Origin of the sequence: Amycolatopsis thailandensis (genome assembly GCF_002234405.1) — a bacterium.
Lineage (GTDB): Bacteria > Actinomycetota > Actinomycetes > Mycobacteriales > Pseudonocardiaceae > Amycolatopsis > Amycolatopsis thailandensis.
Genome location: NZ_NMQT01000071.1, coordinates 1 through 22,758 on the forward strand (window position 1 = coordinate 1; position 22,758 = coordinate 22,758).

The following is a 22,758-nucleotide window of genomic DNA, read 5'->3' on the forward strand; positions in this document are numbered from 1 at the left end:
AAGCGCCGGAAACGCTGTGGAGCAAGGGCGTCCCCCGGGAAGGCGAGCCCGGGGAATCCGGCGAGTCCGCCGATGGCGAGGCGAAGGCCGCGGCCGACGGCGAGACGCCCAAGGAAGAGGCGCACGCGGAAGTCGCGGCGGCTCCGGACACCGTCCGGGACTCGGCCGCGGACAAGGCGACCGAGGACCCGAAGCCCGACGCCGAAAAGTAGCGCTTTCTAGCAGCGCAAGTCCGTGAAGGCCTCCTTGAGGGACCCAGAGTCCCTCAAGGAGGCCTTCACGGACTTGTCAACCCTTGCGGCCCCGAAAAGCCATTCTCGGCTCGCTCGAGCGGGCACCGCGCATTTTCGGAGACGCCGTGTCCGCCTGGCGGGACGATGATTCTCGGTACAAGCCCATTGTCGAGCCGAGGGACGAGGCCATGTCTGTCGCCTGGAAACAACCGACGACCGTCCCCGCGGCCGCGTTCTACGAGGGGATCCGGCAGGCGATGGCCGTGGTCCGGAAGTCCCGTTCCGCGGTCGAGGATTTCGAACCCGAGTTCGCCCTGCCGGATCTGACACCTGAACTGACCGAATTCTTCTCGGTCGCGGAGCTCAGGTTCGCGGAACTCGGCACCGCCGGCCCCTCCCAGCTCGTGTTGCTCGATCTGATGGCGAATCCGGGGACCCGCACGGTCAAGACCCTGGCATCGCTGATGATCGTGGCCAGGGCGGTCCGGCACATCGACCGGACCGGCGAACGGGTGATGATCCTGACGCCCTCCTCGGCGAACAAGGCGACCGCGCTGCGCGACGCGGTGCTGCGCGCCTACCGGTGCGGGCTGGCCCAGCCCGCCGACCTCCAGATCGTCACGCTGGTCCCCGACGCGGCCCGGCCGAAGCTGTGGGCCTCGACGCTGTCCGACGACGCCCGGATGGCCGCGCTCAATCCGATGTGCGCGCTCGATCCCGAGCAGCCCTCGCACGTCAAGGAAATCGCCAAGCAGGCCTTGCGGCACAGCGCCCGAGAACTGTTCCACACCAGCGGAGTCCGGCTGTGGCACACCCTCGATCTCGCCAACTACAAGGTCGCCGACACCGCCCGCGCGTTCGCCGAGCACGCCACCGCGCCTTTGCGCCCGGGGGTCACCAGGGCACACGCGCATTCGGTGTCCAGTGCCTTCGGCCTGCTGGGCCACCACTTCGGGACGACGCTGCTGCCGGATGTCACGGAGACCTCGCAGTACTTCCTCGTGCAGCACTCGGCCACTCCGGACATGGTGCTGAGTCTGCACGGCATGACGCCGCCGGACTACCGCGCCGACCCCGGAACCGGTCTGTTCCACCAGGAGACGACACCGAGATACCCGCGGACGACGTTCGACCCCGCCGAGAACCTCGAAACGACGTTCTACACCCGCTCGCCCGCGACGTCGCCCGCCATGAACGAACTCATCCGGCGTCAGGGCGGCGGCGGGATCGTCGTGTCCCTGAACGAATGCCTCGGCCGCTACGCCGAGGTTCGCGCACTGCTCGGCAACGCCGGGGTCACCTTGCCCGCGGATCCGCGGGTGTTGCGTGAATGGTCGCTCGTGATGGCGATGACCGGGGTCCTCAACGCCATCGACCGGGGGCTGCTCGACGCCGACGAGGTCGTCGTCCACGGCTCCGGTTCCTACAGTGCCACGGACTACCGGCCGCTCCCGGACCACGCGGTGCGCACGGTCGCCGACGCCGCCGATCTCTCCGCGGTGATCGCCGAAGCCGCGAGACCGGTCAGCTCGATCACCAAGGCCGCCTGATGGTCTCCTTCTCGCCCGCACTCGCCCGCCTGCGGTACCAGTGGACCGCCGGGACGGGAGCTTGGGCTCGCGGTCACCGACTGTGGGCCGGCCTGCCGGGCCGAAGGTTCGCGTCGGTGCTGTCCACCGTCCCCGACCGCTCGCTGTCCTTGGCCTACCAAGGACTGCCCGCCGGCCTGACCTACATCTTGCCGTACCTGACGGAACAACAGTCGGCACTGGCCGGACGAGTGTCCACAGTGGCCGGTCCGGCGGTCACCTGGCGGCAGCTGCGCCATGCCTCGCCGGACGCCGACCTGGTCGCCCTCGGCTGCTCGCGACGACGGGCGCTCGCCCTGCCCTCGGCACACTCGGTACTGCTCCCCTTCCGCGTGCACCAGCTGCTGGACATCGTCGGTGACGCCGAAGCCATGCACAAGACGGTGTCCGCCAACGAGCGGCGGCAGTTCGCGAAGCTGCGGCGGAAGTACGAATGGACGGCCGAGCTCGGCACCGGCGAAGAGGATCTCCGGTTCTTCTACGAGCGCATGCACCTGCCGACCATGGCTTCGAGGCACGGTGGAAGCGCACGCAGTGTCGACCTCGACGTGGCGACGCACGAGCTATTCCACAAAGGACGGCTGTTGTTCGTGACCGAGGGCGAAAAACGGGTCGCCGGCGTCCTGGCCAGATTGGAGGACGGCGGCAAGGTCATGCGCATGCGGCTGCTCGGTGTGCTGGACGGGGACGAAACCCACTACCGCAGCGGCGCGGTGAAGGCCGTGTACTACCTGGCGATGGAATGGGCGGCGGGCAACGGGGTCTCGCGCATCGACTTCTCCAGCGCGGACCCGTACCCCGGCAAGGGTGTCTTCCAGTTCAAGCGCCGGTTCCATCCCACCTTGGTCCACGCCGAAAATCACTACCGCGACTATCGGGTGCATCTGCGGGCGAAGAGGGATACGCCGCTGGTCCGCGATCTCCTGGTCGCCACCCCGATGCTCACGGTCGACAGCGCGGACCGGCTCGTCGCGGTCCATTTCTTCGACGGAACCCGGCCCGCCAAGGAGAACATCCGCGGCGACGGCCCCGGTGTCCACGCCACCCGGCTGGTCGACCTGGACGAGTTCCTGGCCGGACTGCCGGTCACTCCCCCTACCGAACGGACGACCCGCCGATGACGACCACAGCTCAGGCTCCCGAAGCCGTCGATGTCGCGCACCAGCTGTGCCACGATCTGACAAGCACGGGTTTCGGCCCGTTCTTCGGTACGCCGTGCGGGATCCTCGCGCCGCTCTACCGCGCACTGGACGAGCACGCCGGGCTCCTCACCGTCGCCAGGGAGGACAACGCGGTCGGCATCGCCGCGGGTGCCGCGCTCGCCGGTAAGCATCCGGTGGTGCTGATGCAGAACTCCGGCCTCGGCCAGTCGGTCAACGCGCTCGCGTCACTCGTCGAGCCCTACCGGATCGGCATGCTGCTGATCGTCAGCCTCCGAGGGGTGGACCCCGACCCGACGCAGGAGAACCTGGTGATGGGCAGGCTCACCGAGCCGCTGCTGGCGGGTCTCGGGGTCGCGACCAGCACACTCGGACGCGACCAGAACCTCGCGGAGTCGGTCGGCTGGGCCGCGGACGTCGTCCAGCGGCAGGGCCGGACGGCCGCGCTGCTGGTGCCGCCGCCGCTCTTCGGGTGGCGAGCATGAACAAGACCGAAGCCATCCAAGCGATCCTCGACGCGACCTCGGTCCAGCCGATCGTGTTCACCACCGGCTTTTCGTCCAGGATCGCCAGCGGGCTCGACGACCGGCCGAACCACTTCTACATGACCGGTTCGATGGGCCTCGCGTCCTCGGTCGGGATCGGCGTCGCGCAGGCGAGCGGGCTGGCGACCCTGGTGGTCGACGGCGACGGCGCCGTGCTGATGAACCCCGTCGGCCTGATCACCGCCGGGGCGCACGAGTCACTGCCGCTGGCGCACATCGTGCTCGATGACGGCCAGTACGCCTCGACGGGCGGCCAGGCCGTCCCGTCGCGGCCCGACCTCGGCGCGCTGGCCCGGGACTGCGGCTACCTGGAGGTCCACCGGGTCCACACCGCCGGCGAACTGTCGGAGCTGCTGTGCGGAGTGCTGGCCCGTTGCTCCTCGCCGGTGTTCATCCACTGTGTGCTGCGGGGTGCCGAGCCCCCGGTGCCGCCGAGGGTGGAGGCCGATCTCGGCGACCACGCCGCCCGGTTCGGCGCCAAGGTCCGAGAGTTGGCGAAGGAGCGAGGGTGACCAAGGTCAAGCAGGCCCCAGGCAGGCCGGGCTACACGACGCTGGACTGGTGGCGGCGGCCGGTGGGCACGATCTACCTGGCCTCGCTGGTGCTGTCGGTCGGCAAGGGCGCGTGGTTCACCTGCTGGGCCCTGTTCTTCACCCAATCAGCGGGGCTGACGACGGCCGAGTTCGGCATCGGCATCACGGCCGCGGGCCTGGTCGGCATGTTCGCCGGCGGCCCGTTCGGGTATCTGGCCGACCGGGTGGGCGCGCGTGAAGTCCTTTTCGGACTCCAGCTGGTCGAGGGCATCGCCATGCTCTGCTACCTGTTCGTACGGGACTTCTGGCCGATCGCGCTGGTGACCTGCGTGATGGTCGCGTGCGAGCGCGCGGCGCCGGGGATCCGGATCGCGGTGATCTCCGGACTGACCACCGGCCAGGAGCGGCTCGAAAGCATCTCCACCACCCGGGTGATGACGCAGGCGGGGATCGTGGTCGGCGCCGGGTTCGGCGCGATCGTGCTGTCGATCGACACCCGGGCCGCCTATCTCGCGCTGATCGTGTTCTGCGGAATCGCGAATCTCGGCTGTGCGGCGCTTCTGCGGCGGGTGCCGCACGTGTCTTCGCTGCGGGACCTCGAGATCAAGCGCGGCGTGCTCGTACTGAAGGATCGGCCGTATCTGCTGATCACCTGTCTCAACGGGTTGCTGGCGCTGTGCTTCGGCATGCTGACCGCGGGCGTTCCACTGTGGATCGCCGCGCACACCGGGGCGCCGCCGTGGGTGATGGGCGTGCTCATCGGCTTCAACGCGGTGACCATCGTCTTGTTCCAGAACCGCGTTTCCCGGGCGGGCGCGACCGTGCGCGGCGCCGGGCGGCTGGGCCTGTGGGCCGGGATCCTGCTGACGGCGTCCTGCCTGGCTTTCGCCGCCAGCTACCACGCCACGGGCACCTTCGTGCTGATCGTGCTGATCGTCGCGGCCGCCATCCACGTCGCCGGCGAACTCTTCTTCATGGGCAGTGGCTTCGGGCTCTCGGTGGGGCTGACGCCACCCGACGCGCACGGCGAGTATCAGGGCCTGTTCAACACCGGTCAGGCCGCGGCGATCGCGCTCGCGCCGGGCATCATGACGGTCCTGCTGGTCGAGTGGGCCGTCACGGGCTGGCTCGTGCTCGCCGGCGTCTTCCTGGTCGCGGGCGCCGGGACGAAGCTGGTGGGCGACTGGGCGCTGAGCAGGCGCTCGGTGGAGGCCTGAAATGGGGGCCACCGCCCGGCTCGGGGTGCTCATCCTGCCGGAGCATCCCGGACGGAGTGTGCTCGAAGTATGGCGCCGGGCCGAGGGGCTCGGCTTCGCCCATGCCTGGGTCCCGGACCACCTGACCTGGCGGACCCCGCGCGAAGAACCGTGGTTCGACGCGCTGACGACGCTGGCGGCCGCGGCGGCCGCGACGAACCGGATCGGGCTGGGCACGCTGGTCGCGTCGCCGAACTTCCGGCATCCGGTGCTGCTGGCCAAGCAGGCGATGGCGGTGGACCAGCTCAGCGAGGGCCGGTTCGTGCTCGGCGTCGGCGCGGGCGCGAGGGACCTCGACAACACGGAACTCGGCGCGCCCGTTCCCTCCACCGTGGAGCGTGGCGAGCGGTTCGGCGAGTTCGTGAGACTGCTGGACCTCTTGCTGCGTAACCACTCGACGACCTTCCACGGCCACCACTACACCGCTGAAGACGTCAACCTCGCGCCCGGCTGCGTCCGGCGTCCCCGGTCTCCGCTGGCCGTCGCGGCGGCGGGACCGCGCGGGATGCGGCTCGCGGCGGAATTCGGCGACCTCTGGATCACCACCGGCGACGCGGCGCGACCGGGCTGGCGCACCGACGACGAAGCCTTCGCGACGTGGGCACGCCAACTGGACCGGCTGGCCGAGGCCTGCGAGACCTCGGGCCGGACGCCGCGCAGGCTCGTCCACCTCAGCCGCGTGACGGATGCCCCCTACGCCTCCCCGGACCGGCTGGCCGACGTCGTCGGACGCTGCGGCGAGCTGGGGTTCACCGACGTCGTGGTGCCGTATCCGCGGGACGACGGAATCTTCGCCGGCGACCAGCGGGCGTTCGAGAAGGCAGTGCTGCCGCTGCTGTGCGGCGGCACCCGGTGCGAAAGCGAGTGACTGATGTGCGGTTTCGTCGGATGGCTTGACTACTCCAGGGATCTGCGCGCCGAACAGCGCGTCCTCGACGTGATGACCGATACGATGCGCGAGCGGGGCCCCGACGACCGCGGCACCTGGCTCGGCACCCATGCCGCGCTCGGGCATCGGCGGCTCGCCGTGATCGACGTCGCCGGTGGCGCCCAGCCGATGAAAGCGGAACTGGGGCCGGATCGCGCGCCCGTCGTCCTCGCCTACTCGGGTGAGATCTACAACTTCCGCGAGCTGCGCACTCGACTTTCCGCTCTGGGACACACTTTTCGCTCCGCGTCGGATACGGAAGTCCTGCTCCGCGCCTACGTCGAGTGGGGCGCCGGCTGCGTCGAACGGTTCAACGGGATGTTCGCCTTCGCGGTGTGGGACTCGGTGCGCGACGAGATGGTGCTCGCCCGCGACAGGCTCGGTGTGAAGCCGCTGTACTACGCGCCACAACCGTCCGGGGTGCTGTTCGCTTCGGAACCCAAGGGCATCATGGCGAATCCGGCCTACCGGGCGACACTGTCCGCCGACGCGCTGCCGATCCTGCTGAATCCGCGGCTCGCCGAGCCCGGCCAGACCCCGTTGAACGGGCTGCGCGAGGTCAAGCCGGGCCACGTGGTCAAGATCGACCGGCGCGGCTGTCACGAGTACCCGTACTGGCGGCTGACGGCCCGGGAGCACCGGGACGACCTCGACACCACCGTCCACAATGTCCGCGAGCTTCTTGAGGACATCGTGGACCGTCAGCTGGTCGCGGACGTTCCGCGCGCCACGATGTTGTCCGGCGGCCTGGACTCCAGCACGGTGACCGCGCTCGCCGCGCGAAGCCTCAACCGGTCCGACGAAGGTCCCCTGTCGAGTTTCTCAGTCCGGTTCGACGGCGAGGAGGACGATTTCCGTCCCACCGCGCTGCGTCCGGAGCGAGACGCGCCCTACGCGGCGCTGGCGGCCAAACACCTCGGGACCGATCACTACGACGTGGTCATGGACACCGCGGCCGTCGAGGCGGCGATCCCGCTCAGCCGTCGCGCCCGCGACCTCCCGGGTCTCGGCCATTTCGACGCGTCGATGTACCTGATGTTCGCCGCGCTGCGCGAGCGTTCGACGGTCGCGCTGTCCGGCGAGGCGGCGGACGAGGTGTTCGGCGGCTATCCCTGGTTCCACGACGAGCGGACCGTCTGGCGCGACCGCTTCCCGTGGCTGGGCGACGCGCCCCGCCTCGCGGACTGCCTCAACCCGGACCTGCGGAAAGCCCTGCGCCCCGCCGAATTCGAAGCGGACTGCTACTCCACCCTGCGCGCCCAGGTGCCACACGTGGCCGGGGAAAGCCGTCTCGACGCGCGCATGCGGGAGGTCCTGTTCTTCAGCCTCCACGGCCCGCTCGCGATGCTGCTCGACCGCAAGGACCGGATGAGCATGGCTGTCGGCCTGGAGGTCCGCGTACCGTTCTGCGACCACCGCCTGCTCGAGTACGTGTGGAACGTCCCCTGGTCGCTGAAGACGGCCGACGGCCGCGAGAAGAGCCTCCTGCGGATGGCCGCCGCGGACCTCCTGCCCACCGAAGTCCTCACCCGGCCGAAGTCCGGATACCCGGCCATGCACGCCCCCGCGCACGAGGCGGCGATCCGCGACACGGTGCTGGGTCTCCTCGACGACCCGGCCTCCCCGCTCGCCGGCCTGCTGGACCACGGGCGCGTCCGCGATCTGGCCGGTGGCCAGAGCGTGACGATGACCCACGTCAGCACCGCCCATCTGCTGATCCCCCTGCTGGAAGTCGACACCTGGATGCGCACGCACGCCCTGTCGATCGCTTAGCCGGAAGTACATGAAGGCCCCCTTCCTTGCGTCTAGTGCAAGGAAGGGGGCCTTCATGTACTTGAGCGACTCGGTTCAGGTACGCCACGTGTGTCCTTTATGGACAGTTCGGGCGGACCGACAGGCAAAGGTGTCAGGTCGGATGGCGAAGTCCGTGAAGGCCTCCTTCCCTACTTTCAGGGTAGGGAAGGAGGCCTTCACGACCCGGTGCGGGTCATCGCCTTCCGCCGGGTCAGCACAGTACGTCCCGAGCCCCGGTCCGTGAAGGCCTCCTTGAGGGACCCTGGGTCCCTCAAGGAGGCCTTCACGGACCTCACTGCCGCATACAGGCGGCGGACTAAGCGGACTACGCCGCCTCCGCCTCCTCGACCGGGCGAAGCGATTCCGTGACGTGCTCGGACAGTGCCGCCACGGTGGGCCTGGCCCACAGGATCGTCGGCGGGAGGTCCAGGCCGTAACGCCGCTGGAGCCGGACGCGGAGCGCGACCGTCATCACCGAGTCGACGCCGAGTTCGACCAGTGGCCGCTTCAGCTCAACGTCGGCCGCGTCGAGGTTCAGCTCGGCGCCCACCTGCTCACGGACGTCCGCCGTGACCCGTTCGAGGGCCTCGCTGTCGGAAAGGCCTTCGAGGTCGAGCCCCAGTCCCTGGCCGCCGGTGTCGCCGGCGGCCTCGTCGGGAGCCGTGAGCTCGCGGAACATCGGGACCCGCGGGAGGTTCGGCGGGGTCGGCAGCACGCGCAGCACCGCCTGGTAGTCCGCCTGGAACCGGTCCGCGAACGCCCAGGCCCGGAACGCTTCGGCCACCGAGACGGCCTCCAGACCCCGCGAGTTGGCCTCGAACATCGTGGTCGCGATGTCCTCCGAGAGGCCGACTCCACGCCAAGCCGTCCAGCCGAGGCTGATCGTCTCGGTGTGCCCGCCGGAGTTGCGGTGCGCGGCCAGCGTGTCGAGGAACGAGTTGGCGGCCGCGTAGCTGGTCTGCCCGGAGAGCCGGGCGAACTGGCCACAGGAGGAGAACATCACGAAGAAGTCGAGCTTGCCCGGCGGGAACAGCCGGTGCAGGACCATCGCGCCGTTGGCTTTGGGAGCCAGCACGTCCCGCAGGCCGTCCTGGTCGACCTTGTCCACCAGCGCGTCGTTGACGACACCCGCGGCGTGCACGACACCCCGCACCGGCGGGAGCCCGTGGGCACCCGGGGCCAGCGCCGCGGCGACCTGCTCGGCGTCGGTGATGTCGAGCGCCACCGCGCCGACGGTCACCCCGAGCGCCTCGAGCCCGAGGACACTGTCGATCTGACGCCGGACGTCGGCATCGCTGACGGTGTCCCATTCCTCCCGGGGCGGGAGGCCGCGGCGGCCGGCGAGCAGCAGCCTGCGCGCTCCCCGGTCGACCAGCCACCGGGCGACTTCGAGGCCGAGTGCCCCGAGTCCGCCGGTGATGAGGATGGTGCCCGACGGCGAGCACTGCAGGGGCGAGCCGTCCGCGCTGCGCTCGATCTGGCTCAACCGGGCGACTTCCGTGGCGCCCGCGGTCAGGGAAATGACGTCCTCGGTGCCCCTGCCCGCCGAGCCCCGGAAGAGGTCCAGCAGCCGCGAGCCGGTGTCACCGGTGACGTCGCCGATGTCGACGGCACCGCCCCACAGCTCGGGGTGCTCGCCCGCGGTGATCCGGGAGATGCCCCACAGCGGACCGTGCGCGACCGACCGTTCTTCGGTCGCCAGCCGCACGCCACGGGTCAGCGCCCACACCCGCTGCGGCTCGACCTGCCCGGCCGCGCTGGCCTGGATCTCGGCGACCCGTTGCACCGTGCGGATGAGCGTCCACGATGCCCGCTCCGCCACCTTCTCGACGTCCTCACCCGGCTGTCCGAGCGAAGGCACGACGAGAACGACGCCGGGTCGGGCGAACAACTCCGGCCGAAGCTCGTCGGGTTCGTCGCCGACCCGCACACTCGGCACCCCGGCGTCCGCGAACTGGCTCGCCAGCTCCGCCGTCACGTCCGGGTCGCCGACCAGCACGAGCTGCTCCAGCGGCTCGCTGCCCACCGCGGGCTCGACGGGCCGCCAGGTGATCTCGTGCACCAGGTCCCGCGCGAGGACCTCGGTGCCCAGGTGCTCCACGGCGGCGAACTTCAGGCCGAGGACCTCGCAGACGATGTCGCCGTTCATGTCGGCGACCCACACGTCGACCGTGTCGTGCGGCGACTTCGGCGAACGCGTGCTGTGCACGATGACCCTGGCCGGCGGTTCGCCGTACCAGGACACCTTCTCGATCGAGCGTGACATCCACAGCACCGTCGCGTCGCCGGGCGAGACGACCGCCGCGCTGATGGTCAGCGCGCCGTCGATGACGTGCGCCCAGCTGGTCGCCCGCGTCGCGGGGGCGGGCTCGACGACCATCAGGGCGAGCTGCTCGTACTGGTCACGGCGCAGTTCGTCGAGGGTCCACGGGAACGCGTAGCCTTCGACGCCCATGTTGGCGAACATGTCGTCGATCTTGGTCAGCGAACCGACCGGCAGCCTGGCACGGATGACCTCGTCGTCGATGCGGCCGGTCGGGCGCTTCGCCGAAGAGTCGATGCTGGCGGTGGTGTGCGTGATCCACTCGTCGCCTTCGTCCGCCGCGCCGTCGTTCGCGATGCGGGTCGCCAGGGAAAGCGACCTGCCCTCGCGGACGATCTGCACCACGCGCGGCGGCTGGACCGCGAGCGGGGTGCGGAGCACGATGTCGGTCAGGGTGGGCGAATCATCCTCGCCCGCGGCCTCCGCGAACGTGTTGATGATCGACGCCGCCGGGGTGACCTCCACGCCGACGAGACCGTGGCTCTGCGGGTACGGCCGGGTGTCCATGTCGAGGCGGGTCTGCCAGACCTGCCGCGAGGGCGCTCCACTCACCGTCATCCGGCCGCCCAGGAGGCTGTGGCTCTCCGGGTCGTGCCCACTGCCGAGACCCGCCGAACCGGCACCCTCCGGGAAGATCCAATAAGGACGGTGCTGCCAGGCAGCGGCAGGCAGGTCGAGCGGGCGGCCGGCGGGGAAGTCCAGCGTCCAGTCCACCACCGCGCCGAGGCAGTGCATCCTGGCCAGGTTGCTCAGCAGCGTCTCGATCTCGTCGGCGTTGCGCCGCAGCGTGGCCGTTCCGGCGGTGTCCTCGATGCCGAGGTGGTCGCAGGTCTCGATGATCGAGTGCGAGACCACCGGATGCGAGGAGATCTCGATGAACCCGCGGTGCCCGTCCGCGAGCGCCGCCTCGATGGCTTCGGCGAAGCGCACGGGCTGACGCAGGTTCGCCGCCCAGTAGGCACCATCACGGGCCACGGTGGACCGGGGGTCGGTCATCGCGGTGCTGTAGAGGCTGACCTTCGGTGTCCGCGGGTCGAGCTCCCGCGCCGCCGCTTCGACCTCGGCGAGCACCGCGTCCACGTGGCTGCTGTGGAAGGCGATGGCCGTGTCGACGACGCGCATTTCGATGCCGTCCGCACGCCACTGCTCCACGATCCGGGCGATCGCGTCCTGGTCACCGGAGATGACCGTCGAATGCGGACTGGCCGAGATCGCGGCCTCGACGCCGTTCTCCGCCGAGAGACGCTGGCGAGTGTCCTCAAAGGACAGTGCGGCCATCGCCATCCCGCCTTCGCCCTCAAGACGCTGCAACGCGGCCGCGCGGCGGCAGGCGAAGCGGGCCGCCTCCTGCAGACCGAGCGAGCCCGCGGCCACCGCCGCGGCGATCTCGCCGACCGAATGCCCGATGACCGCCACCGGCTCGACACCGTGACCGCGCCACACCTCGGCGAGGCCGACCTGCATGGCGAACGTCAGCGCCTGGACGTGTGCCGCGGTCCACGGGCCGCCGTCCAGGATCGCCTCACGCGGGGTCCAGCCGAGTTCCTCCTGAAACACCTCCGCCAGCGAGTCGATCGTGGACGCGAACGCGGCGTCCTGCGCGAGTAGTTGCCTGCCCATGCCGGACCACTGGGCGCCGTGCCCGGAGAACACCCAGACGACGTCGGCCGCGTTGCCGGACACCGTCCGCGCGGAGAAGACACCGGGCGCGGTCTGGCCGTCGGCCAGCTGACGGAGCCGCTCGGCCAGCTGCTCGGTGGACCCCGCCACGACGGCGCCACGCTGAGACAGGTGCGAACGGTGCAGCGCCAGCGTGTGGCCGATCTCGGACAGCGGGGTCTCCGGGTGTTCGGTCACCCAGTCGGCCACGGAACCGGCCAGCGCGCGGAGTCCGGCCTCCGACATCGCGGAGACCCCGAACACCCCGCGGACCTGGTCTTCCGCGGCGGGCAGCGCCTGCTCGACCTCGTCCTGCCAGCCGAGCGCGGGGCTCTCCTCCAGGATGACGTGGGCGATCGTGCCGCCGACGCCGTAGCTGGACACCCCGGCGCGGCGGGGCTGCTCGCCCGCGGGCCACGGCCGGAGCTCGCCGACCAGGCGCAGGCCGTTGGTCTCCCAGCCGTAGGCGGGATTGGGTTCGTTGTGGAGGCTGGGCGGGATCTGTTCGTGCTGCAGGGCGAGCACGGTCTTGATCACCCCGGTGATGCCGGAACCGCCCTCGACGTGCCCGATGTTCGGCTTCACCGAACCGATCAGGCAGGGGTCGCCCGCCGCGCGGCCCGCGCCGAAGACCTTGGCCAGCGCCTTGATCTCCTCGCCGTCGCCGGTCGGGGTGCCGGTGCCGTGTGCCTCGACGTAGTCCACTGTGGAGGGATCGATTCCCGCGCGCTCATAGGCTTCCCGGAGCATGTGCTCCTGCGCCTCGCCGTTCGGGGCCATCATGCCGTCGGACCGGCCGTCCTGGAAGATCCCGCCGCCGCGTACGACGGCCTGGATCGGGTCGTTGTCGCGCAACGCGTCCGAGAGGAGCTTGAGCACGACGACGCCGGCGCCTTCACCTCGGCCGTACCCGTCGGCGTCGGTGTCGAACGCCTTGCTCCGGCCGTCCTTCGACATCGCGCCGGCCCCGTTGAGCGCCACGTTGAGCGTCGGGGTGGCCATGATGTTGAGGCCGCCGACCAGCGCGATCGGTGTCTCACCCGCGCGCAGGGCCTGCGCCGCCAGGTGCAGCGCGGTCAGCGATCCCGCGCACGCGGTGTCGACAGCCATGCTCGGCCCGCGGAGGTCGAGGAAGTACGAGACCCGGTTGGCGATGCCGTAGAACGTCGTCCCGTTCACCGCGTAGGCCCCGGTGTTGGGGATGTCCTCCAGCAGCCGCCTGCCGTAGTCGTTGGAGTTCGCGGCGACGTACACACTCGCGTCGCTGCCACGCAGCGAAAGCGGCGGGACACCGGCGGCCGCCAGGGCCTCCCAGGTGAGTTCGAGCATGAACCGCTGCTGCGGGTCGAGGAAATCGGCCTCGCGCGGCGAAATCCCGAAGAAGTCGGCGTCGAAGCCCTCGATGTCGTCGAGGAACGCGCCCTTCAGCACGGTGTCCCGGATGATGGCGGTCGCCTGCGGGCTGCTCGCGGCGTACGACTTCCAGCGCTTCTCCGGCATGTCGGAGACCGTGCTCTTGCCTTCAGCGAGGAACTCCCAGAACTTCGCCGGGGAGTCGAGGTCGGGCGCGAACCTGCAACTCATACCTATGATGGCGATCGCTTCGTCAGATGTTGCTGCGTTCTCGCTCAAGTCCTCGCTCCTCTTCCTGCACCGACCGGACATGACAGAGATCCGGCCGGCGATCGCCGGCCCTCTTCTGTGCTTGCACCGAAGAACCCATGGCGAGGGCAAGCTCCCCCGCTCTACGACAGGTTCGGCCCGGCGGGTTGCCCGCGACTACTCCTGATTTGCGACCTGGCGCCGTCCCGACACCCAGCTGACCGATTCCGCATTTCGCAAGCACAAAGACGTCCGGGATGCCCGGTCTGCCTACGGTCGATGGCAGAGCCGTCCTACGAACCTGGGAGCCATCATGCCCAAGACTGCGGTAGAACCGAGCCGTACGGGAGTCGCTCCCTGGCCCGCGGAGGCAGCCGCCCGCTACATCGCGAACGGGTACTGGGAGGGGCGTTCGCTGGGCACGCACCTCGCGGACGCCGCCCGCAAGACCCCGGACGCGATCTGCCTCGTCGACGGGCAGACCCGGATCAGCTTCGGCGAACTGCTGGAACGCGCGGACGGCGCGGCCGCCCGCATGCGCGAGCTCGGCATCGGCCCCGACGACCGCGTCGTCGTGCAGCTGCCGAACTGCTGGGAACACGTCGTCATCTCGGTGGCCTGCCTGCGTCTCGGCGCGCTTCCGGTGTGGGCGCTGCCGCAGCACCGGATGCACGAACTCTCCGGAGTGGTCGCGCACGCCGAGGCGAGGGCGATCGTCGTCCCCGACACGTACAAGGGTTTCGACCACCAGGCGCTGGCCCACGAAGTCGTCGGCCTGGTGCCGAGCGCCGAGCACGTCTTCGTCACCGGCACCGACATCCGTGACGGCAGCGTCGACCTCCTGGACCTGCTCGCCCCCGCCGAAAACCCGGGTGAACTCGCCGCTGCGTTCGACGCCGCCGCGCCCGCCGGGGACGCCATCGCGATGTTCCTGCTCTCGGGCGGGACCACCGGGCTGCCCAAGCTGGTCGCCCGCACGCACAACGACCTCGCCTACATGATCAAGCGGGCGATCGAACTCTGCGAGTACGGACCGAACACCGTGTACATGGCCACTTTGCCGCTGGGCCACGGGTTCCCCAACACCGGCCCGGGCGTCATCGGCGCACTCCTGGCAGGCGGCAGGGTCGTCATCGCGTCCTCTCCCGCGCCGGAACTCGCGCTGGCGCTCATCGAACAGGAAGGCGTCACGACGACTTCCGCGGTGCCCGCGATCGTGCAGCGCTGGATGCGGCACCACGAAGAGCACCCCGGTACCGACCTGAGCTCGCTGGACGTGGTGCAGGTCGGCGCGGCACGCCTGTCCGCCGAGGACGCCGAAGAGATCGGGCCGAAACTCGGTTGCCGGTTGCAGCAGGTTTTCGGGATGGGCGAAGGACTTCTGTGCGTCACCCGGCTCGATGACCCGCCGGAGATCGTCAACCACACCCAGGGCAGGCCGATCAGCGAGGACGACGAGCTCCGCGTCATCGACGAGGAGGGCCGTCCGGTGCCGCCGGGTGAGCCCGGGGTCCTGCTCGTCCGCGGACCGTACACACCCCGGAGCTACTACCGCTCGCCGGAGATCGACGCCCGCTCGTTCGTCGACGACGGCTGGTACCACACCGGGGACATCGTCCGGCAGACACCGGAGGGCTACCTGATCATCACCGGCCGGGAGAAGGACCTCATCAACCGGGGTGGCGAGAAGATCAGCGCCGAAGAGGTCGAGACCTTCGCGCTGCAGCTCGACGGTGTCACCCACGCGGCGGCGGTCGCCATGCCGGATCGTGAACTCGGTGAGCAGGTCTGCCTCTTCGTCGTGGTGACCGAGGGAACGACGGTCGAGCTCGCCGACGTATGGTCGGTGATGATCGCGGCCGAAGCCGCCAAGTTCAAACTCCCCGCGCGGCTCGTCACGATCGACGCCCTGCCGCTCACCCCGATCGGCAAGGTGGACAAGAAGGCCCTGCGCGCGGACATCGCACGGACGGGAGGATAGCGGGCCCATCGCGTCAGCTCCTTCGCGAACGCGGCGGATCGGGCCAGGGCGTCGGGTGTTCGAATCTGACATGCGCAGGGCGGCAAGGGAAAATCTCCGTTTTCCCTGTTTTCCCTGCGCATCGCAGAAGGTGCCAAGCCCGGATCACCTGCCGAGAATGATTTCAGACCGTCATTCCCGCCGCTCGCGAAGGAGCCCGCCGTGGCACGTCCAGTCGAGAAGATCGTCATCGTCGGTGGTGGTACAGCCGGCTGGCTGTCCGCCGCGTACTTGAACCGCGCTTTCGGCGACAAGGTGGACATCACGCTGGTCGAGTCGGAGCGGATCGGCCGGATCGGCGTCGGCGAAGCCACCGTGCCGACACTTCGGACGACGTTCGCTTTCCTTGGCATGAAGGAAGAAGACTGGATGCCGCGATGCAACGCGGCGTTCAAATCAGCGGTCCGGCTCAACGACTGGCGCAAACCTCACCCAGGCAAGAAGAGTCACACTTACTTCCACCCGTTCTTCACCGTCCCCGAGCCGGCGGTCCCGAACTACGAGAAGCCTTTCCACAAGCGCTTCGGCCGCGGCGTCTCACTGGCTCATTTCTGGCTGAAGCAGAAGCTTTCGGGCGACACGCGGCTGCGCGAAACCTTCGGTGACGCGGGCATGCCGTTGCAAGGCTTGTGCGAACTCAACAAAGCGCCGAGACCCCTGCCCGGCACCGACGGGCCCAACCCGGGTTTCCGTTACGCGTACCACTTCGACGCGGCGCTCATGGCGGGCTACCTCAAGGAGCTGGCCACCGGCCGCGGCGTGCACCACGTGATCGCCGACGTCGAATCGGTGGCGCTCGACACGCGCGGCCACATCGAAAAGGTGGTCACCGAAACCGGCGCCGAGCTCACCGCCGACCTCTTCCTCGACTGCTCGGGCTTCCGCGGTCTGCTGATCAACCAGACGTTGAAAGAGCCGTTCGTCAGCGAGAAGGACGTGCTGCTCTGCGACTCCGCGATCGCGCTGTCGGCGGATCACCACCCCGGCGGACTTCGGCCGTACACCTCCGCGACCGCGCGCAAGGAGGGCTGGATCTGGGAGATCCCGCTGTTCAAACGCGAAGGCTCCGGCTATGTCTACTCAGGACAGATGACCACCCCGGACAAGGCGGAGAAGGAACTGCGCGACTTCCTCGGCACGCGGGCCCACGACGTGGAGGGCAACCACATCAAGATGCGCGTCGGCCACAACCGCCGCTCCTGGGTGAACAACTGCGTGGCCGTCGGCCTGTCCAGCTGCTTCGTCGAACCACTCGAGTCGACGACGATCGCGCTGATCGAATACCAGCTCGCCCTGCTGGTCCTGCACTTCCCGGACAGTGACCTCGACGAGCGCCGCGCCAAGCGCTACAACGAAACCATGGTCAGCGCCTTCGAGGACGTCCGCGACTTCATCGTCATGCACTACTGCCTGACCGACCGCGACGACACCGAGTTCTGGCGCGCTGTCCGCGAGGCCCCGATTCCGGACAGCCTGGCGGAGAAGCTCACGGAGTACGCGGAGAGCGTGATCATCCCCGACGGCAGTGAGCTCCGCCTGTTCGAAACCCGCAGCCTCTGGGCGATCCTGTCCGGAATGGACTTCGACTTCAAGAAGGCGCCCCCGTCGGTCGAGCTGATGAACGACGCCGCGGCCTGGGAGATGTTCGAACAGATCGACAAGGAACGCGAGATCTACTCGGCCAGTCTCCCGGACCACATGGAGTACCTGAAGGCGCTTCACGCCTTGGGCGCCAAGGGCTGAGCACGTAAGTCGACTACGGCGAGTTCGTTCTCTTGGCGGCGGGTTTTCCCTACCGCTCGCGCGTCCGCCGGGTCCGGGTGACGCGAAAGCCACTTTCGGGACGTCTGACGTCCCGAAAGTGGCTTTCGCGACGTTGGGCCCTGATGGAGCGCATCGGTCGGGGTGGTCGTGAGTGGCGATTCGGGTTCTAGTGGGCGGTAAGTCAAATATGACATGATCGATCCTGCCGAGCAGGCCTTCTTCGCTGCGCGAGGGCATGGCTCCGGACTGGTCGCCAAGTGTCTACATAGGACACCGAGCGGCGATTGAGTGTCCGATTGATGCCCATATGACCCGTTCTGCCGGGAGTCGTGAGTGATAAAGAGGGTTAGAACCCTCTTTATCACTCACAACCCCTTCGCAAAGTGCCCAAAACGGGCGTCCTAGCTGGAAAGACCGTCTCTTGTGGACGGTCTAGGTTGCGATCGGCTCCCTCGGACCAGTTCAGGCCATGCCACGCGCGCTTCGGCACCGCTGGCCTCGTACGTGCAGCACCGATCATCAGGGCAGGATTCCCGAGCACAAGGGGCGGTAGGTCAAAACGTGACGTCTCCCGCCGAACGGCCAAGTGCCCCGCCCCGAGCAAACGGGGCGGGGCACTTCGCCGCGGATCAACTCGCGAGGGGCAAGTCCTTCTCCTTGACCGGAAGCTTCTCGACGTCCGCCGTCCGCGCCTTGCCGCGCAACATGGTCAGCGTCACCACCAGTCCGATGAGGACGAACGCCACGCACGCGACGAACGCCGCTCCCAACCCTTGCGCCAGCTCGGCGGGTCCGCCCGGGGCCGGGGTGAACATCGTGGTCACCGAGGTGACCACCGCGACCCCGAAAGCCCCGCCGACCTGCAACGCGGCGACGTTGAGGCCGGAAGCGACGCCGCTGGCGCGTTCGGGCACCTTGGCCAGCGCTGCCACCGAGGCCGCGGCCGTGCCGGCGCCGAGGCCGGGGCCGAACACCACGAGGCCCCAGAGCATGTCAGGCACGTAGCTGCCCTCGGCACGCACGAAGGAGAGCAGGAAACAACCCGCGCCCATCAGCACCAGACAGGCTCCGACGACCGGGCGGAAGCCGATCTTGGTCACCACGGTCTGTCCCACGTAGGCACCGGCGAAGGCGAGCATCGGCATCACGGACTGCATCACACCGAACTTCAGCGGCCCGTATCCGAGCACGACCTGCGCGTACTGCGAAATCGTCACCGAAAGCCCGAACACCGTCATGCCCATGGTCAGCGCCACGAGGTTGCCACCGGCCATGGAACCCTTGCGAAGCAGGGCGATGGGCAACAGCGGCGAGGACGACCGCCGCTCGATGACGAGGAACAACACCACCAGCAGCGCGGCGATGCCGAACAGGCCGAGGGTGGACGCGCTGCCCCAGCCGGCATCGGTCGCCTGGCTCACCGCGAGGATGATCGCGACCATCGCGACGGTACTGGTCAGCGCGCCGGCGAGATCGTAGGTTCCTTCTCGTTGCGCGCCACGGCTTTCCCGCACGAACATCGGGGTGAACAGCACCACGAGCGCGAGAATCGGGACGTTGATGATGAACACCCACTGCCAGCCCAGCGACTGCGTGAGCAGGCCGCCGATCAGCAGCCCCGCGGTGGCGCCGATCCCGCCGATGCCCGCCCAGCCCGCGAGCGCCATGTTGCGGCTGCGGCCTTCCGGGAACGCGTTCATCAGGATCGACAGCGCGGTGGGCACCATCAGTGCCGCCGCCGCGCCGCCCAGTGCCCGCGCGATGATCATCACTTCACCGTTCCAGGCGAACCCGCAGACCCCGGAACTGACCATGAACAACAAGGTTCCGGTCATGAAGACCCGGCGACGACCCAGCCGGTCGGCCGCGCGGCCACCCAGAAGCAGGAAGCCGCCGAAGGTGAGCAGTTTGGCGCTGAGCACCCACTGCGCGGTGCCGGCACTCATGCCGAGGTCGGCGGTGAGCGAAGGAAGCGCGAGCATGACGCTCTGCGAGTCCAGGAGCACCGTGAAGTTGGCGGCGCACAGCAGGACCAGCACCACCAAGGGAAATCTTGTCACAGCGGTACCGGCGGCGCTCGGCTGCCGGCCTGCTGATCTCAACTGGGTCACCGGGAACTCCTCGAACCTCGGACGAAGAAATGAACGAGCGGGCGTCAGGCGGCAGGCCGCTCGACGTCGTTCTGTGCCGCCTTCTCCGAAGACGGGAGCGAAGCCACGGGCGCGATCGACGCGTTGGCGGGGTTTTCGAGCTTGCCGCGCGCACCGGGTCCGAAAAGGACTCGGCCGATCATCGACGGTTTCATCAGCGACTGCGGTGAGTCGATCAGCGAAATCGTGCGGATGAACGCCCGCGCCACCAGCGGGTCGTTCGCCGCCACCGCCTGGACCTTCGGCATGTAGAGGTTCGCCATCTTGGTGGCGATGGTCCGCTTGCCGCGCACTTCGGGATACCCGAGGTCGGCGGCGGCGGACATCGTCCACGGCGCGTTGGTGACGCTCGCGAGATCACGGAAGTAGGCGGCGGGGACCGGCTCGACGCCCTTGGCGAGATGCTTGCCCAGCACGGTCGCGCCGAGCGCGGCGACGGTCATGCCCTGGGCGTAGACCGGGTTGAAGATGCACGCCGCGTCGCCGATGATCAGGTACCCGGCCGGGAACCGGCGGAGCTGCTCGTAGTGACGTCGAATGCTCGCGGGGAAACGGAAGCTTCCCGCCGGGGAACGCTGCTCCGCGTCACGAACGGCTTCGTAGACCTCCGGACGCGGCAAGCTCTTGGCGTAGGCGAGGAATCCCTCGCGATCGGTGGGCGCGCGGTCGCCGTTGATGCCGGTGAGCGTGAGCGCGTAGCGGTCGGCCAGCCGCGCGAAGATCGCCCCTCGCGGGAACGCCGGTGTCGCGGTCGGGACGAGTGCGATGTCGTCGCCGAGCGGGTCGTTCTCCAGCGGGCCGACGAAGTCCATGGTCGTGTAGGTCAGGTCCATCTGGACCTTCTCCTCCGGTGCCCGCTCGTAGCCGAGCTCCTCGAGCCAGCGGGGAGAACGTGAGCCGCGGCCGGTGGCGTCGATGACCAGGTCGGCGGTGATGACCTCTTCGGCGCCACCGTTCCGGCCCTGGACGCGGACACCGATGATCCGGCTCCGGTCTTCGGACGCTTCGAGACCCACGATGTCGGTGCTCTCGCGGAGCGAGACTCCCGGCCGGACCAGGGTCCGGCTGCGGAGGAAGTGTTCGATCACCGGACGGTTGGCGGCCACACAGGCCATCCCCGTCTCGGTCTCGGCGAACATCTGGCCGTTGAAGCAGTAGTGGCAGGTCGAGCCGTAGTCACCGACGGGCACGCCGACGGCGAGCATGTCTTCGACGAACCCGGGGAACAGGTCCTCGATGATCTGGCGGCCGCGTTCGAGCAGGGCGTGGATGTGGACGGCCCACGGGATCGCCGGGCGCAGTCCGGTGCCGGCGGCGGTGAGGTCGTCGCGATCGATGACGGTCACTCGGGTGTAGGAGTCCGAAAGCATGCGGGCGGCGAGCATGCCCGCCACGCTGCCCCCGAGCACCACGGCGTGATCGCCGATCTTGGTTCCCATGGACGTCCTCCCATTGGACTGCGGTGTGAGCGGTTACGCCGCAACGCTAGAACCGGGGAAAGGTGCTCCTCTTCTCCTTCGTTGCGACGTCCGCGCGGTTCTCCGTTCCTGCTCCGAGCAAGCAGGGAGCTGCGTCCACCCGCTCCCGGGTTGTAGCTTCCGAGGTGGACGACCACCGCGTTCCACGCGCCGGGTGTCCCATTTCCTTTTCCCGGAGCCAGAAATGAGGACCACGTGATGCGCCCGTTCCGCGTCGAAATCCCGCAGGAGGACCTGGACGACCTCCACGCACGGCTCACCGCCACGCGCTGGCCCGCCGAAACCCCTGACGTCGGCTGGAGCCGTGGCACTCCGCTGGGCTACCTGCGTGAGCTGACCGAGTACTGGCGCGGCGGCTTCGACTGGCGCGCGCTGGAAGCCCGGATCAACTCCTACCCGCAGTTCGTCACCGAAATCGAGGGCGAGGACATCCACTTCCTGCACGTCCGCTCCCCCGAACCGGACGCGGTGCCGCTGCTGCTCACCCACGGCTGGCCGGGATCGTTCCTCGAATTCCTCGGCGTGATCGGCCCGCTGACGGACCCGCGCTCGCACGGCGGGGACCCAGCGGACGCCTTCCACGTCGTCATCCCGTCGCTGCCCGGTTTCGGTTTCTCCAGCCCCCTCAAGCAACACGGCTGGACGCTGCCCCGGGTGGCGGGCGCCTGGGCCGCGTTGATGTCCTCGCTCGGCTACGACAAGTACATCCCGCAAGGCGGCGACCTCGGCGCGACGGTGACACTCCTGCTCGGCCTGATCGACGCCGAGCACGTCCTCGGCACCCACGTCAACTTCCTGTTCGCGCCACCGACCGGCGGCCCGGACGAAATCGCCTCGCTCCCGCCGTCGGACCTCGCCCGGCTGGAGCGCTTGGCGCACTTCGGATCCCAGGGCTCGGCCTACATGAGCCTGCTGTCGACGCGGCCGCAGACCGTCGGGTACGGCATGACCGACTCGCCGGTGGGCCAGCTCGCCTGGAGCGTCGAGAAGTTCAAGGAGTGGAGCGACTCGGACAAGACCCCCGAGGACGCCATCGACCGCGACACGCTCCTCGCCCACGCCACGCTGTACTGGCTGACCGGCACGGCCGGCTCGTCGGGGCACCTCTACTGCGACAACGTGGAGTTCATGCCCACCTCGGGGGGCGACCCGCAGCCGCTGCCGCCGATTCCGGGCCCGGTCGGGGTGGCCGTGTACGCCCACGACCTCGCCCAGCCGATCCGGAGCCTCGCCGAGAAGGCACTGCCGAACATCGTGCAGTGGAACGAATTCGACCGTGGTGGCCACTTCGCCGCGATGGAGGAACCAGATCTGTTCGTCGACGACCTGCGGTCGTTCCGGCGGGCCGCCCAGGCACAGCGTTAAGGAAGGGAACAGAAAATGGGTTCAGCGTTCGTCGTCCGGTACGAGACGACACCGGAAGCCGCCGACGAGAACCAGAAACTGGTGGAGGCGGTCTTCGCCCAGCTGGCGGAACAACGACCGGGCGGCCTCAGCTACGCGTCATTCCGGCTCGACGACGGAGTGAGCTTCCTCCACGTCGGTTACGTCGACGGTGACGACAATCCGCTGAACGCGTCGACCGCGTTCCAGGAGTTCCAGCGCGAGTTCCGCTCCCGCGCCCCCGGTGGCCCGGTCTTCTCCGGCGGCGCCCTGGTCGGCTCCTTCGGCTTCGGCACCCCGGCCTGACGATCACGCGTGAAGGCCTCCTTCCCTCGGCTGAG

At 69.0% G+C, this 22,758-nt stretch carries 14 protein-coding genes and 1 pseudogene; 12 read left to right on the top strand and 3 right to left on the bottom strand.

Annotated elements, in window-relative coordinates:
- The 8 genes and pseudogenes from CFP71_RS20195 to asnB all read left to right on the top strand — a co-directional run.
- A pseudogene (locus tag CFP71_RS20195) lies at window positions 1-212 on the top strand (prolipoprotein diacylglyceryl transferase); the annotation flags it as partial.
- A gap of 209 nt (window positions 213-421) precedes the next feature.
- Window positions 422-1,783, top strand: coding sequence for a DUF6002 family protein (locus tag CFP71_RS44230; protein WP_167406202.1), 1,362 nt, complete (start codon window positions 422-424; stop codon window positions 1,781-1,783).
- On the top strand, window positions 1,783-2,943 hold the full coding sequence (locus CFP71_RS45615) for a GNAT family N-acetyltransferase (protein WP_167406203.1): 1,161 nt from the start codon (window positions 1,783-1,785) through the stop codon (window positions 2,941-2,943). The genes CFP71_RS44230 and CFP71_RS45615 overlap by 1 nt, the downstream gene beginning before the upstream one ends.
- On the top strand, window positions 2,940-3,467 hold the full coding sequence (locus tag CFP71_RS43630; RefSeq protein ID WP_143267128.1) for a thiamine pyrophosphate-binding protein: 528 nt from the start codon (window positions 2,940-2,942) through the stop codon (window positions 3,465-3,467). The genes CFP71_RS45615 and CFP71_RS43630 overlap by 4 nt, the downstream gene beginning before the upstream one ends.
- Entirely contained in the window at window positions 3,464-4,039 is a 576-nt protein-coding gene (locus CFP71_RS20210; protein ID WP_143267129.1) for a thiamine pyrophosphate-dependent enzyme, read from the top strand. The genes CFP71_RS43630 and CFP71_RS20210 overlap by 4 nt, the downstream gene beginning before the upstream one ends.
- A complete protein-coding gene (locus CFP71_RS20215; protein WP_167406204.1) occupies window positions 4,036-5,277 on the top strand; it encodes an MFS transporter in 1,242 nt (413 codons plus the stop codon). Before CFP71_RS20210 ends, CFP71_RS20215 begins: the two co-directional genes overlap by 4 nt.
- 1 nt (window position 5,278) lies before the next feature.
- The gene (locus CFP71_RS20220; RefSeq protein WP_093935429.1) at window positions 5,279-6,184 is read left to right on the top strand and encodes an LLM class flavin-dependent oxidoreductase; all 906 of its coding nucleotides are present in this window, start codon (window positions 5,279-5,281) and stop codon (window positions 6,182-6,184) included.
- 3 nt (window positions 6,185-6,187) lie between these two features.
- Entirely contained in the window at window positions 6,188-8,017 is a 1,830-nt protein-coding gene (asnB, locus tag CFP71_RS20225; protein ID WP_093935430.1) for an asparagine synthase (glutamine-hydrolyzing), read from the top strand.
- 346 nt (window positions 8,018-8,363) lie between these two features.
- Here asnB and CFP71_RS20230 read toward each other — a convergent pair whose 3' ends face one another.
- Window positions 8,364-13,685, bottom strand: coding sequence for a type I polyketide synthase (locus tag CFP71_RS20230; protein WP_093935431.1), 5,322 nt, complete (start codon window positions 13,683-13,685; stop codon window positions 8,364-8,366).
- A 250-nt stretch (window positions 13,686-13,935) separates the two neighbouring features.
- On the opposite strand from CFP71_RS20230, the gene CFP71_RS20235 reads away from it, so the two are divergent.
- Both CFP71_RS20235 and CFP71_RS20240 read left to right on the top strand, forming a co-directional pair.
- The gene (locus tag CFP71_RS20235) at window positions 13,936-15,603 is read left to right on the top strand and encodes a (2,3-dihydroxybenzoyl)adenylate synthase (RefSeq protein ID WP_093935432.1); all 1,668 of its coding nucleotides are present in this window, start codon (window positions 13,936-13,938) and stop codon (window positions 15,601-15,603) included.
- Window positions 15,604-15,804: 201 nt separating this feature from the next.
- On the top strand, window positions 15,805-17,385 hold the full coding sequence (locus tag CFP71_RS20240) for a tryptophan halogenase family protein (RefSeq protein ID WP_167406205.1): 1,581 nt from the start codon (window positions 15,805-15,807) through the stop codon (window positions 17,383-17,385).
- A gap of 650 nt (window positions 17,386-18,035) precedes the next feature.
- On the opposite strand, the gene CFP71_RS20245 is transcribed toward CFP71_RS20240, so the two are convergent.
- Window positions 18,036-19,466, bottom strand: a complete 1,431-nt coding sequence (locus tag CFP71_RS20245) for an MFS transporter (RefSeq protein WP_244199759.1) — start codon at window positions 19,464-19,466, stop codon at window positions 18,036-18,038.
- A gap of 95 nt (window positions 19,467-19,561) precedes the next feature.
- Window positions 19,562-20,995, bottom strand: a complete 1,434-nt coding sequence (locus tag CFP71_RS20250) for an FAD-dependent oxidoreductase (RefSeq protein ID WP_093935434.1) — start codon at window positions 20,993-20,995, stop codon at window positions 19,562-19,564.
- A 237-nt stretch (window positions 20,996-21,232) separates the two neighbouring features.
- On the opposite strand from CFP71_RS20250, the gene CFP71_RS20255 reads away from it, so the two are divergent.
- Entirely contained in the window at window positions 21,233-22,399 is a 1,167-nt protein-coding gene (locus tag CFP71_RS20255) for an epoxide hydrolase family protein (protein WP_093935435.1), read from the top strand.
- Between the two features lie 15 nt (window positions 22,400-22,414).
- Window positions 22,415-22,723 (top strand): hypothetical protein, encoded by a 309-nt coding sequence (locus CFP71_RS20260; RefSeq protein ID WP_093935436.1) that lies wholly within the window; start codon window positions 22,415-22,417, stop codon window positions 22,721-22,723.
- Window positions 22,724-22,758: the final 35 nt, after the last annotated feature.

Excerpts from the sequence above, each read along its gene's own strand:
- CFP71_RS44230 (WP_167406202.1), top strand. The coding sequence starts at position 422 with ATGTCTGTCGCCTGGAAACAACCGACGACCGTCCCCGCGGCCGCGTTC.
- CFP71_RS45615 (WP_167406203.1), top strand. The coding sequence starts at position 1,783 with ATGGTCTCCTTCTCGCCCGCACTCGCCCGCCTGCGGTACCAGTGGACC.
- CFP71_RS43630 (WP_143267128.1), top strand. The coding sequence starts at position 2,940 with ATGACGACCACAGCTCAGGCTCCCGAAGCCGTCGATGTCGCGCACCAG.
- CFP71_RS20210 (WP_143267129.1), top strand. The coding sequence starts at position 3,464 with ATGAACAAGACCGAAGCCATCCAAGCGATCCTCGACGCGACCTCGGTC.
- CFP71_RS20220 (WP_093935429.1), top strand. The coding sequence starts at position 5,279 with ATGGGGGCCACCGCCCGGCTCGGGGTGCTCATCCTGCCGGAGCATCCC.
- asnB (WP_093935430.1), top strand. The coding sequence starts at position 6,188 with ATGTGCGGTTTCGTCGGATGGCTTGACTACTCCAGGGATCTGCGCGCC.
- CFP71_RS20230 (WP_093935431.1), bottom strand. The coding sequence starts at position 13,685 with ATGTCCGGTCGGTGCAGGAAGAGGAGCGAGGACTTGAGCGAGAACGCA.
- CFP71_RS20235 (WP_093935432.1), top strand. The coding sequence starts at position 13,936 with ATGCCCAAGACTGCGGTAGAACCGAGCCGTACGGGAGTCGCTCCCTGG.
- CFP71_RS20250 (WP_093935434.1), bottom strand. The coding sequence starts at position 20,995 with ATGGGAACCAAGATCGGCGATCACGCCGTGGTGCTCGGGGGCAGCGTG.
- CFP71_RS20255 (WP_093935435.1), top strand. The coding sequence starts at position 21,233 with ATGCGCCCGTTCCGCGTCGAAATCCCGCAGGAGGACCTGGACGACCTC.
- CFP71_RS20260 (WP_093935436.1), top strand. The coding sequence starts at position 22,415 with ATGGGTTCAGCGTTCGTCGTCCGGTACGAGACGACACCGGAAGCCGCC.